13 protein-coding genes are annotated in these 13,506 nt (G+C 75.3%); 8 read left to right on the forward strand and 5 right to left on the reverse strand.

All coding sequences use genetic code 11. The features are described 5' to 3' along the window. Window positions 1-91 precede the first annotated feature (91 nt). The 6 genes from ACIF6L_RS19015 (at window position 92) to ACIF6L_RS19040 (ending at window position 6,779) form a co-directional block, all read left to right on the forward strand. The gene (locus ACIF6L_RS19015; protein WP_396486405.1) at window positions 92-1,492 is read left to right on the forward strand and encodes a hypothetical protein; all 1,401 of its coding nucleotides are present in this window, start codon (window positions 92-94) and stop codon (window positions 1,490-1,492) included. A 68-nt stretch (window positions 1,493-1,560) separates the two neighbouring features. Next, complete coding sequence (locus ACIF6L_RS19020; protein WP_396486404.1) at window positions 1,561-2,841, forward strand: AAA family ATPase; 1,281 nt, start codon at window positions 1,561-1,563, stop codon at window positions 2,839-2,841. A gap of 50 nt (window positions 2,842-2,891) precedes the next feature. Further along, window positions 2,892-4,151, forward strand: a complete 1,260-nt coding sequence (locus tag ACIF6L_RS19025; RefSeq protein WP_396486403.1) for a VWA-like domain-containing protein — start codon at window positions 2,892-2,894, stop codon at window positions 4,149-4,151. A gap of 200 nt (window positions 4,152-4,351) precedes the next feature. Next, entirely contained in the window at window positions 4,352-4,768 is a 417-nt protein-coding gene (locus ACIF6L_RS19030) for a hypothetical protein (RefSeq protein ID WP_396486402.1), read from the forward strand. A gap of 87 nt (window positions 4,769-4,855) precedes the next feature. Beyond that, window positions 4,856-5,149 (forward strand): hypothetical protein, encoded by a 294-nt coding sequence (locus tag ACIF6L_RS19035; protein WP_396486401.1) that lies wholly within the window; start codon window positions 4,856-4,858, stop codon window positions 5,147-5,149. Window positions 5,150-5,330: 181 nt separating this feature from the next. Next, entirely contained in the window at window positions 5,331-6,779 is a 1,449-nt protein-coding gene (locus ACIF6L_RS19040; protein ID WP_396486400.1) for a WGR domain-containing protein, read from the forward strand. 72 nt (window positions 6,780-6,851) lie between these two features. Here the strand turns inward: ACIF6L_RS19040 and ACIF6L_RS19045 are convergent, their stop codons facing one another. From ACIF6L_RS19045 to ACIF6L_RS19065, 5 genes are all read right to left on the reverse strand, one after another. Continuing rightward, window positions 6,852-7,502, reverse strand: a complete 651-nt coding sequence (locus ACIF6L_RS19045; RefSeq protein WP_396486399.1) for a DUF3995 domain-containing protein — start codon at window positions 7,500-7,502, stop codon at window positions 6,852-6,854. 166 nt (window positions 7,503-7,668) lie between these two features. Beyond that, window positions 7,669-8,625, reverse strand: a complete 957-nt coding sequence (locus tag ACIF6L_RS19050; protein WP_359807928.1) for a hypothetical protein — start codon at window positions 8,623-8,625, stop codon at window positions 7,669-7,671. Window positions 8,626-8,810: 185 nt separating this feature from the next. After that, window positions 8,811-9,083 carry a hypothetical protein gene (locus tag ACIF6L_RS19055; RefSeq protein ID WP_329486033.1) on the reverse strand — a complete coding sequence of 91 codons (273 nt, stop codon included), beginning with the start codon at window positions 9,081-9,083 and terminating at the stop codon, window positions 8,811-8,813. 118 nt (window positions 9,084-9,201) lie between these two features. After that, window positions 9,202-9,573: a PRC-barrel domain-containing protein gene (locus ACIF6L_RS19060; RefSeq protein ID WP_329486032.1), complete on the reverse strand. Its 372-nt coding sequence runs from the start codon at window positions 9,571-9,573 to the stop codon at window positions 9,202-9,204. Window positions 9,574-9,753: 180 nt separating this feature from the next. Further along, window positions 9,754-10,656: a lysozyme gene (locus ACIF6L_RS19065; RefSeq protein WP_396486398.1), complete on the reverse strand. Its 903-nt coding sequence runs from the start codon at window positions 10,654-10,656 to the stop codon at window positions 9,754-9,756. Between the two features lie 285 nt (window positions 10,657-10,941). Here ACIF6L_RS19065 and ACIF6L_RS19070 point away from each other — a divergent pair, with 285 nt between their 5' ends. Both ACIF6L_RS19070 and ACIF6L_RS19075 read left to right on the forward strand, forming a co-directional pair. After that, window positions 10,942-11,511 (forward strand): GNAT family N-acetyltransferase, encoded by a 570-nt coding sequence (locus ACIF6L_RS19070; protein ID WP_396486397.1) that lies wholly within the window; start codon window positions 10,942-10,944, stop codon window positions 11,509-11,511. A 180-nt stretch (window positions 11,512-11,691) separates the two neighbouring features. Further along, window positions 11,692-13,437: a glycosyltransferase family 2 protein gene (locus ACIF6L_RS19075; RefSeq protein WP_396486396.1), complete on the forward strand. Its 1,746-nt coding sequence runs from the start codon at window positions 11,692-11,694 to the stop codon at window positions 13,435-13,437. Window positions 13,438-13,506: the final 69 nt, after the last annotated feature.

A 13,506-nucleotide genomic window follows, 5' to 3' on the forward strand; every position in this document is an offset into this window, starting at 1 on the left:
GACAGCCCGACGGGGCCAGCGCTACGCTCCCCGCGATGACTACTCCTTCCGCATTCGGATTGGGGGCCCCGTCCGCGCAAGGTGAGTGCTGATGCTCACCTCGACCGCGAACAGGCCTTCCCGCCTTTCCCTCTGGCTGCGCGTGCGCGAGTTCGCCGTGCCGCCGTCCATGATCGAGACCGCGACGGCCCGCCGGCAGGCCGGCGACTGGGCCGGAGCCTGCGCCGCCGCGAACATCGACGTCGACCTCGACCTGCACACCGTCACGCGCACCCACGGCCGGGCCCTCGCCGCCGAACTCCGCGCCGACCTGCGCCGACTGGCCCCCGACCTGCTCCGCTGGCATCTGCCGAGGATCGCCCCGGACGGTCTGCTGCGCCCGGGCTTGACGGTCGCCCTGGCCCGCTACGACGCCCACCGACCCGACGGCGGGCCCCCGGTGCGGCTCGTCGCCCGGACGCCGCCCGCCTGGGCGGACGCCGGCCAGCGGATCAGCCTCGCCCTCTGGGACGGCTCCCACCGCGCGGCCGGTGCCTCCCACTACCCCCACCCCCACCCCGACCGGCGGTTCCGTCTCGACCTGCACCGCCACCTGTGGGATGCCCACCGAAGCGGCGAACTGCGCCACCGGTCCGGCGCCGACGGCCGCTCCCGGCCGTACCGGGAGCCCGGTCCGCGGGGCGAGCCGCCGCCCCTGCCGGACGCACCGGGGCTCCGCTGCGCCGTCGACCGCTGGGCCGCCGAGGCCGACATCCTGCTCGCCGCCGAGGGGCGCGCCGCCGGGCCGGTGGACGTCCGCCTGGGAGCGCGGCGGCGGCTGCTCCTGGAGCCGGTCGCGGACCGGGACGGCCCGGGGCCGCCCGCCCGGCGGATCGTCGCCGCGCCCGTCGGCGGCGCCGGCCCGGTCCTGCCGGTGCTGCCCGACGCGGCGACCTGGGTGCTCCCCGACCTCGATCTGCTCCGCACCGGTGCGATCGGGGCCGACCGGCTGCACCCGCTGGTCGCCGCGGCGCTCGCGCCCGGCCACGCGCCGGCCGGACCGGCCCCGCTCCAGGACCGGCCCGGGCAGCCGCGCCCGGTGGACTGCCGCGGGGCCAGGCACCGGATCGGCCTGGTCGACGGTGTGCTGACGGCGCTGGACCACGACCCGGCGGAGATCCGCCGGGAGGAGCTGCTGGTCGCGCTGACCGGCACACCGCTGCCCTGCCTGCAGGCCATCGACGAGGCGCACCGGCGCCCCGCCGGCCTCCACGGTGTCCGCGAGCGCCTCGACCACGGCGACACCGCCGGTGCGCTGGCGGTCGTCGAGGGGCTGCTCGGCCCCGACGCCCTGCTGCGCGGCGGCGCGCTGCGGGACGAGCTGGAGTCGGCCGCGCGGCGACGGATCAGCTACGGGCTGTTCCGGGCCGGCCTGGTCGAGCACAGCCCGAGCCCGGACCGCCGCCGCCCGCGCGACCGCCGCTCCCGCACCCTCGGGGCGACCGCCCGCTGATCCCGGGCCTCGCCCGCCGCCCTTCCCCCACATTCACGTACTCCCCCCAGACCCCGAGGTGATCGAACATGCCCATGTCCACGTCCCTGTCCGACTCCCCGGCCGTCCCGTTCTCGGCGGCCGCCACCCTCGCCGACCCGGACCGGGCCTCCCAGCTCGACGTCGCCGACGCACTGCTCACCCTGCTGCGCGAGACCGGTACCGAACCGCGCCCCGACGACCAACTGGAGGCGCTCACCCTGGCGGTGGCCGCCGACCGCCCCGTCCTGCTGTGGGGCGAGCCGGGCATCGGCAAGACCGCCGCCCTGACCCAGCTTGCCGAGACCCTGGACCTGCCGCTGACCACCGTGATCGCCAGCGTGCACGAGCCGTCCGACTTCTCCGGCCTGCCCGTCCTCGGCTCCGATCCGGCGCAGCAGGGCGTCCCGATGGCTCCGCCGGACTGGGCCGTGCGCCTGGTCCGGGCCGGCCGGGGGCTGCTCTTCCTCGACGAGCTGTCCACCGCGCCGCCGGCCGTCCAGGCGGCCTTGCTCCGGCTCGTCCTGGAGCGGCGGATCGGCTCGCTGCAACTGCCGCCCGAGGTCCGCATCGTGGCCGCCGCCAACCCGCGCGCCTCGGCGGCCGACGGCTGGGAGCTGAGCCCGCCGCTGGCCAACCGCTTCGTCCACCTCCAGTGGGTGCACGACCACGACGTGGTGGTCCGCGGCCTCGGCGGGACGTGGCCCCGGGCCACCCTGCCGCGGCTCGACCCGCGGCGGCTGGCGGAGTCGGTCGCCTTCGCCCGGCGCGCCGTCTGCGGCCTGCTCGCCGCCCGCCCCGCGCTCGTCCACCGGCTGCCCGCCAACGAGACCCGCCGGGGCGGCGCCTGGCCGTCGCCCCGGAGCTGGGAGACGGCGCTCTGCCTGGTCGCCTTCGCCACCGCGGCCGGCTCCTCCCGGGACGTCCTCTCCCTGCTGGTCAGGGGCACGGTGGGGGACGGACCCGGGCTGGAGCTGCTGGCGAGCCTGGACCGGATGGACCTCCCGGACCCGGAGGAGCTGCTGGCCGATCCGGCCGGCGCCGAACTGCCCGAGCGCGGGGACCTCCGCCAGGCCGTGCTCGACGGGGTGGTGGCCGCCGTCCGCAAGCGGCCGGAGAAGGACCGCTGGGACGCGGCGTGGACGCTGCTCGTCCGGGCGACCGAGACCGGCGCCCCGGACCTGGTGGTCGTGCCGGCGACCACGCTCGCCTCGCTGCGCCGGCCGGACTGGGACGTCCCGGCCGCGATCGAGCGGCTGGCCGGGGTGGTCTCGCTGTCGAACCGGGCCGACCGGTCGGTGGCCCGGGTCGCCGCCAAGGCGGGCCGATGAGCCAGGGGAGCCAGGGGAGCCCGATCAGCCGGATGAGTCCGGGGAGTTCGATGAGTGCGGGCCGGGTGGCGGTGCCGGACGGGCCCCGGGGGCTGGACCTCGACAAGCTGTTCGCCGCCCGGCTGCACGCGGCGAAGGTCCGGCCCTTCCTGGCGACGGCCCTGTTCGCGCTGCACACCGTGGAGTCGCGGCGCGTGCCGACGATGGCGGTGGACCGGCACTGGCGGTGCTACGTCTCACCGGTCTTCGTGGACCGCACGCCGGTGGAGGAACTGGCCGCGGTCTGGGTGCACGAGGTCTCGCACCTGCTGCGGGACCACCACGGGCGCAGCGACCGGGTCGCCGAGGAGCGCGGGCTGACCGGCCCGGGGGAGCGGCTGCGGATGAACATCGCGGCCGACTGCGAGATCAACGACGATGCCTTCGGCGACGGGCTGGTCGAGCCCGAGGGCGCCGTCCGCCCGACCTCCCTCGGGCTCCCCGACGGGGGTCTGATGGAGGACTACCTGCGCCGGTTCAGCCTCGGGCCGATGACCGAGAGCCTGATCTGGCTGGACTGCGGTAGCGGCGCCGACGGACTGGAGCGGGAGTGGGAGTTCGGGCCGGACGGCGCGCACGGGCTGAGCGCCCAGGAGCGGGACGCGGTGCGGTTCCGGGTGGCGCAGGGCATCACCGCCCGGCCGGGCACCGCGCCGCAGGCGTGGCAGCGGTGGGCCGAGGAGGCCTTCCACCCGCCGCAGCGGTGGCGGGAGTTGCTGGGCGCGGCGGTCCGCACGGCGGCGGCCGGCTCGGGCGCGGGCGAGGACTACACCTACGGCCGGCCGTCGCGGCGCTCGGCCGGGCTGCCCGGCGTCGTGCTGCCGAGCCTGCGGCGCAGACCGCCCCGGGTCGCTGTGGTGATCGACACCTCCGGCTCGGTCAGCGACGCCGAACTGGGCAGCGCGCTGCTCGAAGTGGCCGCGATCGCCCGGGCCGTGGGCGGCCGCCGAGACCTCGTCACCGTGCTCCCGTGCGACGCGGCGGCCCGGGTCGCGCACCCGCTCTGCCGGGCCGAGGGGATCCCGCTGGTGGGCGGTGGCGGCACCGACCTGCGGACGGGTTTCGCCCGAGCGCTGCGGGGCCCGTCCCGGCCTGACGTCGTCGTGGTGCTGACGGACGGGCAGACGCCCTGGCCGGAGTCGCGGCCGCCGTGCCGGACGGTGGTCGGGCTGTTCCCCCGGGCGCGGACCGACTCGCACCTGGACGAGGAGGACCCGGACTACGAACCGGAGGCCCCGCCGGAGTGGGCCGCCGTGGTGCGGATCGGGTAGGCACGCGCGGTCCGGCGCCTCCGGGCGCTCCCGGGCCGGTCCGTCCGCCGCCGACCGATCCGTCCGCCGCCGGGTCGCGCCCTGCCCGCCTTCCGGATCCGCCGGGTGAGTGAAGTCCTTCACTCCATCGGGTGGGGCGGGCGGGTGTCGGGCGGAGGCGGCGGTTAGCTGGACGACGGGGGTCGTTCGGAAGGGCGCGGATGGGGCGTACGGTTCGGCACGGTGACGTCGCGACCCGCTGCGTGCTCGCGGTCCTGCTGGCCGCCGTCCTCGCCCTGCTGACCGGGGCCGGGACCGTCGACTCCCTCCACCGCCTCGCCCTGGACCGCTGTGTGACGGTCCAGGAGACGCCCGCCGCGCCCGCCGTGCCGCTCGACCCGGACACCTGCCCCGAGCCCGGCGAACGCCGGCGCGACCACGGGAGCACCTCGGGCACCGCCTCCACCCACCGGGCGGGCCACCACACCCGGGCTCCGCTGCCGGGCCTGCTGCCCGCGGCGCCACGGACGGTGGCCGGCCTCGTGGCCGGCGCCCCGCCCGGTCGCGCCGCGGGCCGCCCCGGCACCGGTCCCGCCCGCCCCGACGGGGCCGGGCGAGGGACCGTCCTGCGCTGCTGACCGGCCCCGGGGCCGTGCTCGGGGGTCCTGGGCCCCCGAGCGGTCCCGCCGTGTCCACCGTCGGGTTCACACCGCAGGAGATCCACCATGCCCTTCGACGTCTACACCGCCATGGGCGCGCTGGTGCGCGCCGAGGCCTGCCGCACCACCACGCCTGCCCTGCCCGCCACGCCCGCTCTGCCCGCCGCGCCGACAGCGACCGCTCCGTCCGCCTCGTCCGCCTCGTCCGCCGAGCAACTGCCTTCCGTTGCGAAGGAGTTCGGCGGCGGTCCGACCGCGTGCGACACCGACCGGGCGCGGCGCCGGCCGTCGGCCCGCTCGTCGACCCGGCCGTCCGCCCTCTCCTCGGCCCTGCGCCGGCTGGCCGCCCGGCTGGGCTGAGCCGCCGGACGACCCGGGCGGCGGCCGTCCGTCGGTACGGCCGCCGCCCGTGGAGCCCGGCCGCGGGGCCGTGGGCGGGGGTGCCCGTCGCGTTGTCGGTGGCAATGGCTAGCTTGTGCGGTGTCGGCGGGTACGGCCCGTGCGACGACGCTTCCGACGTCGCCCGAAAGGGGCCCTTGCCATGCCAGTCGCCGCCGACGAGCAGGTCACCTATCTGGAGCTGTCCGAGGACGCGGGCAGCGCGCACAAGTTCTACGAGGTCCGGGTCGCCGGCGTGGTCGTGACGGTCAGGTACGGGCGGATCGGTGAGAGCGGCCAGGAGAAGAGCACCTCCTACCCGACGGTGGAGAAGGCGGCCGCCGCCGCGGCGAAGAAGCTGGGGGAGAAGGTCCGCAAGGGCTACGCCCCGGCGGTGCGCGGGGTGCGGCAGCGACGGGCGGTCACCCGCCGGGCGATCGTCAGCAGCGGGTCGACGGCCCGTCAGGCGCCGGTCCTGTGGCGCTTCAGCTCGGGCGCCGCGGCGTTCGGGATCTTCGTCGGGGAGGAGCACGCCTGGGTCGGCAACGAGCGCGGCGACGTCTACACCCTCACCCACGACGGGCGGGTCACCGGCCGGTACGGGCTGCCGGACGGGGTCAAGTGCATCGTGGCCGACGACTGGTGGATCTACGCCGGGTGCGACGACGGCAAGGTGTACGACCTGGGCGGCAAGGTGCCGCGGGTGGCGTACGAGATCGCCGAGGACGTGGACATCTACTGGTTGGACATCCACGACGGGGTGCTCGGCGTGGCCGACGCGCGCGGCGGCATCACCACCGTCGACCACGAGGACGAGTTCCAGTGGCGCCGCAAGGCCACCGGCACCGACGGCTGGATGGTGCGCTGCGACGACGACGGCGTCTTCCACGGTCACTCGCGCGGCGTCGCCCGCTACGCGGCCCGCAGCGGCGACCCGGTCTGGCACACACCGACCGAGGGCGAGGTGCTGTTCGGCTGGCAGGAGCGCGACGAGGTGTTCGCCGGCACCTCGCGCGGCTGGGTGCACCGGCTGCGCAAGACGGACGGCTCCGAGGCCGCCCGCTACCGCTGCGACGCCGCGGTGTTCTCCTGCGCGTCCTCGCCCGACGGCCGGTACGTCTTCGCCGGGGACAACCACTCCTCGGTCTACTGCTTCGCCGCGGACGGCACCCGCCTGTGGAAGCTCGGCACGGGCTGCGGTTCGGCCTACAGCATGCAGTACCGCGACGGCCGGCTCTACATCGTGACCACCGACGGCTCGCTGGCCTGCCTGGACGCGAGCGAGCAGGCGGTCCAGGCGGCCGAGGGCGGCCAGGTGCCGCAGGCCGCCGAGGTGGACGGCAGCGGGTGGCAGGCGGCGGTGGCGGGCGCCGAGCTGGAGGTGGTGGTGGCCGGCTCGGCCGGTGCGGCCGGGGGCATCGAGGTGGAGTGCGTCCAGGAGGGCACCCGGGTGCGGGTGCGGGTGGTGTCGGCCGGGTTCGACCGGAACCGCCGGGTGCAGTTCCCCAAGGACATCCGGGTGCCGGGGGCCCGCTACGTGGTGGCGGAGGTGCTGGAGTCGGGCAACGGCGGGTTCTACCGGGCGCGCGGCGACATCAAGCGCCTGCTGTGACCGGCTCGGCGGGGGCTCGCCCCCGCCGAGCCGTCGTGGACCGTCGCGTGGCCGGTGGCCGCGCGACGGTCGTCATCCGATCCCGGTGACGGTCGACGCCAACGACAGAAGCAACGCGCCCAGCGCCCCCGCGGCGCCGTAGCGCCGCAGCCCGCGCCGGTCCTCGTGGCGGCGGACGTACCGGGTGGTGGCGGCGGCGAAGGCCAGGCCTCCGCCGACGAACCACGGCCCCCACAGGTAGAGGTACCAGCGGGTCAGCCCGACCAGGTCGGGTGCGGGGGCGAGCGCCCCGGCCTCCACCAGCACGCCGTGGGCCACGAACAGAGCGCCGTGCCAGAGGAGCAGCACCGCCGCTCCGCCGCCGCAGAGCACCAGGGGGCGGCTGGTCCGCCCGCCGCGCCGGCGGGTCAGGCCGACGCCCAGCAGCGCCCCGAAGAGCTTCAGGAATCCGGTCACCCACAGGACGGCCACGAACCAGGTGGTCCGGTCTTCGGCCAGCTTCAGCAGCGACGGCGACACCGTCGACCGGGCACCGAGGGTGCTGCCCGCAGCCCAGACGAAGCTGGGTACCGCGAACAGCAGCCCCCATGCCGCGGCGACCGCCCCGGGCCACCCGTCCGGGGTGGGCCGCCGGCCCGGGGCCGGCCTCCCGCCCGGGGTCGGTAGGGGCGTCCGACGCAGGTCCGGCCGGGTCGGGCCGGGCCCGCAGTGCTTGATCGTCATGGCTCCACCGTGGCGCGGCCGGGGCGAGGAGGCGTCCTCCCCGGAGACGATCGGCATCCCCCGCGCGAGCTACTTCCGGGTGAGCCGTCTTCCGGCGGTGCTGTGCGGGGTCCGTGCGGGGTCCGTGCGGGGCGTGCCCGGGCCTGTCCGGGCCGCCGGCCGACGGCTACCGTTCCACCGTGGCGAGCAGCAGGTTCGGGTCGGTCCGGGTGAAGTAGGCCGCGCTCGGGACGTAGACGGTGTCCCCGCGGACGGCCACCGAGGTGGGGTTGGAGAGGCCGTCCGCACCGGTGAGGACGGTGTGATGAGTCCCGTCCGCCGCGATGTAGGCGGCCTCACTGCCGCTGTTGAGGGCCGCGATCACGTCGTCGCCGTGCCCCGCGAAGTCGAAGTCGTCCAGCCCGGGGAGACCGGTCGCGCGGACCTCGGCCGGGCCCGCGGTCCCGTTCCGGCCGAGCGGGATGCGCAGAAGGGTGCCGGTGTCGGTGTTGCCGACCCAGACGGCGTGGTGGTGGAGCTTGAGGCCGTTGGCGCCGAAGGCCGCGGTGGGCCTGAGCCGCGCGTCGTCGGACCAGACCGTCGGGTCGCCGCCTGCCACGGAGACGGTGCGGATCACGCCGAGCGCCGAGTCGGCCGAGTAGAGGAGGCCCGCGCGCTCGTCGAGGGCGAGGCCGTTGGGGAGGCTGTCCGCCGGGAAGGCGGAGATCCGCTCGGGTGCACCGCCGGGGCAGAGCCGCCAGATCCCGGTCAGATCGGCGGTGCCGGTCGCGTACCCGAAGTAGAGGGTGCCGTCGTGGGCGCGGGCGATACCGCTGACGACGGCGGCGCCGAGCACCGGGGTGTTCGGGTCCGCGGGGGCGGGCAGGGTGGCGAGGAGGGTGAGGTTCCCGTCGGGGTCGACGCGGCCGATCGCGCGGGCGAAGGAGAAGGTGAGGTCGGCGGAGCCGTCCGGTTCGAGGGCGATGTTCTCCGGCTGGAGGCCCTGGGCCAGGTCGAAGTGGGCGATGATCCGGGGCGCGGTGAGCGGCGGCGCCACGGCGACGGCCGGGGTGGCGGCCAGCAGGGCGAGGGCGGCGGAGGCGGCCGTGGCCGTGCCGAGCAGTCCGGCGAGGCGGCGGGGCATGGGGTTCTCCTCGAACGGTCGGGAGTGCGGCGGGGACGGACCTCGCGGTCCTGCCGCCAGCAGAGCACGCCCGGTGGCCCGCCCCCCGTGCTGCGCCGCCGTGCCACCCGGAGATCCCCCGCTCGGGCCGCCCCTGTTCGGGGGAGCGCCGCCGCCCGCCCTGGGCCCCGGGCCCGCCGGCCGGGTCAGCCGGAGGTCTCGGTGCGGTAGAGGCGGTCGATCTCGGCGTGCGAGAGGGAGAGCAGCACGGTGTGGCGGTCCTCGTCGACGGCGGTGACCGCGCTCATCGGGACCATCACCTCGCGGCCGAACACCCAGAAGCCGGTGTCGACGACCAGGTGCCGCTCGTCGACGTAGTCCGAGTGCCGGTCCACCCGGCCGATCTTCCCGTCGGGCCCCTCGACCCGGTAGCCCGTCAGGTCCACGGTGTGCCCGTCCGCCCCGAGGATCTCCGCCATTCCTGCCTCCCCTTGTACAGCCGGGCGGCCGCCCCCTGGTGTCGGGGGCGGCCGCCCGGGCTCGTCCGTGCCGGCCGGGCTTCGCGGCCGGGTCAACCCGCGGGTACGGGTGGGCGGGTCAGATCGCCGGTCCGCCGTAGAAGGGACCGTAGTACCCGGCGTACTTCTCCTGGTAGTCGGTGTCGTCGTGGTCGTGTCGGTCCCGGTCGAACTCCGGCCCGTTCTTGATCTCGTCCTTCGTCCGGTCGACGTACGCCTTGCGCTCCTCGAAATCGACCTGGACCACGGTGCCGGCGGGCAGCAGGACGTGCTTGCCGAAGATCCACGGCCCGGTGTCGACCACCAGGTACCGGGCGTCGGCCTGCTCGGACAGCTTGTCGATCTTGCCGATGTGGCCGTCCACGGCCTCCACCCGGAAGTCGACGAGGTCGGACCCCGTGACGTAGCCGGAGGTGGAGCGGAACTCCCAGATGTTGACGTCGTTGCTCACGACTCTCTCCCTTCCGCACGGTGTGCTGCGCCGGGAATGCCCCGGCGGCGCTCGCCACCCCGACTGCCCCGCCTCGCCGGGTTCATGCGGGGTGGGGGGAAATCAGAGGAAACCGCCCGGGAGGGGCAGCGGGCTCCCGCCGCGGTGAAGTGGCGGGAGCCCGCGGTGGGGCGCGGTGGGTCAGCCGTTGGCGAGGGCCTGGAGGCGGTCGTAGGCGCCGTTGAAGAGGTTCTGGTCGCCGGGGAACGTGCCGGAGTCGGCGTACTGCCAGAAGGTCTGGTAGCCCCAGCCGTTCGGGAGGGTGCCGACGGTGGAGCCGTAGCGGGCGAGCCAGAGCGGGTTGGTGGTGCCGAAGCCGCCGTTGTTTCCGGTGCACTGGGACCACCAGTTGGTGGTGGTGTAGATCGTCGGGTAGCGGCCGGTGCGGGCGTGGACGGTGTCGCTGAAGGAGCGGATCCAGCTGACCATGGCGCTCTGGCCGAGGCCGTAGCAGGTGGCGCCGTAGGGGTTGTACTCGATGTCGAGGGCGGGCGGCAGGGTCCTGCCGTCGCGGGACCAGCCGCCGCCGTGGTTGACGAACCAGGTGGCCTGGGCGGAGCCGGAGGAACGGTCCGGCAGGGCGAAGTGGTAGGCGCCGCGGATCAGGCCGGCGTTGTAGGAGCCGTTGTACTGCTGGGTGAAGTACGGATTGGTGTAGGTGGTGCCCTCGGTGGCCTTGACGTAGCCGAAGCGGGCGCCGTTCGCCTTCACCGAAGCCCAGTTGACGTTGCCCTGGTAGCTGGAGACGTCCAGCCCGGGGGTCTGGGTGGCGGCGAGGGCGGCGACGCCCGCGGTGCTCGCTCTTCCTTCGTGGGCGGCCACGGTGGAGCCGGCGAAGTCGAGCTCGGGGTGGAGGGCGGGCAGGTGGCGGTCCGCCTGCCCGCCGGTGCTCGGGGCGGGCGCGGGCTCGGCCGCGTAGGCCGGCGCGGTCACGCCGGTGACCAGTGCGACGGCCGCGGCGAGTGCGCCCAGGAGGGGTAGACGGCGGGATTTCGAGGGTGCGGCGGTACCGGTGGGGCCTGCGGAGCGGGACGTGCTGAGCATGAACACTCCTCTGATCCGGTCATGGTCCGGTGAGGGCCCATGAGGCCTCTGGTGCCCGGGAGTTGACCCGGACGGAGAGCAGAGTAGCCATGTACCCGCCAGGGTGGCCAGAGGTCCGGCCACCTCGTGGGGACGGCCCCCGGGTGGCCGTGGCACCGTCGGGCCCGGCCCGGGGGCCGGGGCGCGGCGGCGGCCTCGGCCGCCAGGGGGTGCGGTGCCGTTGTGGCACGATGCCTGAGTCGGCACCCGAACGGCCGCCGCCCTACCGATGAGAAGAGGACCACCGTGCCCGCGACCACCCCGGACACCGCCCGGCCCGAGGCGGACAGCCTCGACTTCCGTACCGCGACCGTGGCCGACGTGCCCGCGCTGCTCGCCCTCGTCGAGTCCGCCTACCGCGGCGACGCCAGCCGGGCGGGCTGGACCACCGAGGCCGATCTGCTGGACGGCCAGCGCACCGATGCCGAGGGCGTCACCGAAGCCGTCACCCACCCCGACGGCGTGGTGCTGCTCGTCGAGCGGGCCGGCGAGCTGGTCGCCTGCTGCCAGCTCGAACACCGGGGCCCGACCGCCTACTTCGGCATGTTCTCGGTGAGCCCCGGCCGGCAGGGCGGCGGCGTCGGGCGGGCCGTGCTGGAGGAGGCCGCGCGGTTCGTCGCGCGGGAGTGGGGCGCCGTCGAGCTGGAGATGACGGTGATCGAGCAGCGTGCCGACCTGATCGCCTGGTACGAGCGCCGGGGCTTCCACCGCACCGGCGTCTACTCGCCGTTCCCCTACGGCGACGAGCGTTTCGGCGTCCCGCGCCGCCCAGACCTGCGGTTCGAGAAGCTGGTGAAGGACCTTACCGAGCAGTAATCGTGACGTCCCATCAGTGCGGTGACGCAATGTCAAAGTCCTGACCTGCGGCGATGTGGAGATGTCACACCTCGTTCATTATTGGTCTAGGCCAATATGAGAGGCTGACGGAACGAACGGCCACGTTCCGTCCGAGCCCAGGGGGGCCATCTCCGCATGCCCGTACTCCATGGCACCGCCATGCCCGCATCCGACACCGGTCCGCGCCTCGCCGTCGCGGACGACTCGCTGCGACTGCCCAGCCCACCCGACGATCAGGAGCTCTACTGGTACTTCGGCCCGCAGCGCCGCTGGGTGCTGCTCTGCGCCACCCTCTCCTACACCGGCGCGACCGTCACGCTCGGCCTCTTCGCACTCAGCCGGCCGCTACTCTGGCCCTTCCTGGTGCTGACCGTCCTCAACGCCGTGACCTGGGTGCTCTCCCTGGCCGACGGCCAGCGGGCGCGCCGGTTCACCCGTGACTCGCACGACCTGCTGCTGCGCGCCTGGCAGCCCGCCCGCCACCCCGGCGTCGACCTGCTGCTGCCCACCGCCGGCGAGCCGCTGGCCGTGCTGGACAACGCCTACCGCCACACCGCCGCCGTCCGCTGGCCGGGCGCGCTGACCGTCCTCGTCCTGGACGACGCCGCCCGTCCCGAGGTGCGCGAACTCGCCGAGTCCTACGGCTTCCAGTACCGGGCCAGGCCCGACCGGGGCCGGTTCAAGAAGGCTGGCAACCTCAACCACGGCCTGGCCGAGGGCAACGGCGACATCATCGCCGTCCTCGACGCCGACTTCTGCCCGCGCCCCGACTTCCTGCACCACCTGGTGCCCTACCTCGACACCCCCGAGGTCGGCATCGTGCAGAGCCCCCAGTGCTTCGACACCGACCCGGACATGTCGTGGCTGGAGCGGGCCGCCGGCGCGACCCAGGAGATCTTCTACCGCTGGATCCAGCCCTCCCGCGACGCCCAGGACGGCACCGTCTGCTGCGGCACCAACGCGCTCTACCGGCGCGCCGCGCTGGAGCGGGTCGGCGGCTTCGCCGAGATCGACCACAGCGAGGACCTCTACACCGGCCTCTCGCTGGCGCGCGCCGGGTGGACCACCCGCTACGTCCCCGCGCTGGTCGCCAAGGGCATGTCGCCCACCGGCCTGCCCGCCTTCATCAGCCAGCAGTACCGCTGGTGCCTCGGCTCGCTCGCCCTGGTCGGCGATCCCGGCTTCCGCAGCGGGCCGCTCAGCCGCTCGGCCCGGCTCTGCTTCTGGAACGGCATCCTCGGCTACCTGACCAGCGCGGTGAACGTCTTCGCCATCCCGCTGCCGGCCCTGATCATGCTGTTCTTCGCGCCCGACGAGATCGAGCCCTGGCAGGTCCTGCCGTTCCTGCCGCCGATCTGGGTCGCCCTCGTCCTGCTGCCCGCGATGTCCCGCACCCGCTGGCGCTTCGAGGTCACCCGGGTCCAACTCCTCGGCGGGCTCTGCCACGTGGTCGCCATCGCGCACGCGCTGCGCCGCCGCAGCGCCGACTGGGTGCCCACCGGTGCCGTCTCCGGCGGTAGCTCGCTGGCCCGCACGGTCGCCCGGATCGGGGTCGGCTGGCTCGGCCTGGTCGTGGTCGCCGGGGCCGTGGGTCTCGGCCGGGCCGTCGCGCTGCACGGCTGGCAGCCGTACTGGGCGCTGGTGGGGCTGCTCGGGCTCACCGCCCACACGATGATCCCGCTCGTCCGGTCGCTCTGGCCGCTGCTGCGCGGCGGCAAGGGCGGCGACGTCGCCCCGCCCGCTCGACGCGCCACCGGCGCGGACGGGGGCACCGTCCGGGGAACCGCCGCCGAGCGGGCGGCCGCCGATCTGCGCTTCGGGCGCGCCGAGGCCGTCGCCGTCACCGCCGTCCTGCTGCTCTGCGGCCTGCTGGCCTCCGGCTGGGCGGACCCGCTGCTCTTCTGATTTTCCATCAATGAGCTGAGTTCGTCTGTTAGTTGACCTCCATCTGCCGCCCTTGCGCGTCGCCCCACC

The organism is Kitasatospora sp. NPDC086009, from assembly GCF_044540385.1.
In the GTDB taxonomy this organism is placed as follows: Bacteria; Actinomycetota; Actinomycetes; order Streptomycetales; family Streptomycetaceae; genus Kitasatospora.

Bases quoted from the DNA above. Each gene is read 5' to 3' on its own strand.
- ACIF6L_RS19015 (WP_396486405.1), top strand. From the start codon at position 92: ATGCTCACCTCGACCGCGAACAGGCCTTCCCGCCTTTCCCTCTGGCTG.
- ACIF6L_RS19020 (WP_396486404.1), top strand. From the start codon at position 1,561: ATGCCCATGTCCACGTCCCTGTCCGACTCCCCGGCCGTCCCGTTCTCG.
- ACIF6L_RS19025 (WP_396486403.1), top strand. From the start codon at position 2,892: ATGAGTGCGGGCCGGGTGGCGGTGCCGGACGGGCCCCGGGGGCTGGAC.
- ACIF6L_RS19030 (WP_396486402.1), top strand. From the start codon at position 4,352: ATGGGGCGTACGGTTCGGCACGGTGACGTCGCGACCCGCTGCGTGCTC.
- ACIF6L_RS19035 (WP_396486401.1), top strand. From the start codon at position 4,856: ATGCCCTTCGACGTCTACACCGCCATGGGCGCGCTGGTGCGCGCCGAG.
- ACIF6L_RS19040 (WP_396486400.1), top strand. From the start codon at position 5,331: ATGCCAGTCGCCGCCGACGAGCAGGTCACCTATCTGGAGCTGTCCGAG.
- ACIF6L_RS19045 (WP_396486399.1), bottom strand. From the start codon at position 7,502: ATGACGATCAAGCACTGCGGGCCCGGCCCGACCCGGCCGGACCTGCGT.
- ACIF6L_RS19050 (WP_359807928.1), bottom strand. From the start codon at position 8,625: ATGCCCCGCCGCCTCGCCGGACTGCTCGGCACGGCCACGGCCGCCTCC.
- ACIF6L_RS19055 (WP_329486033.1), bottom strand. From the start codon at position 9,083: ATGGCGGAGATCCTCGGGGCGGACGGGCACACCGTGGACCTGACGGGC.
- ACIF6L_RS19065 (WP_396486398.1), bottom strand. From the start codon at position 10,656: ATGCTCAGCACGTCCCGCTCCGCAGGCCCCACCGGTACCGCCGCACCC.
- ACIF6L_RS19075 (WP_396486396.1), top strand. From the start codon at position 11,692: ATGCCCGCATCCGACACCGGTCCGCGCCTCGCCGTCGCGGACGACTCG.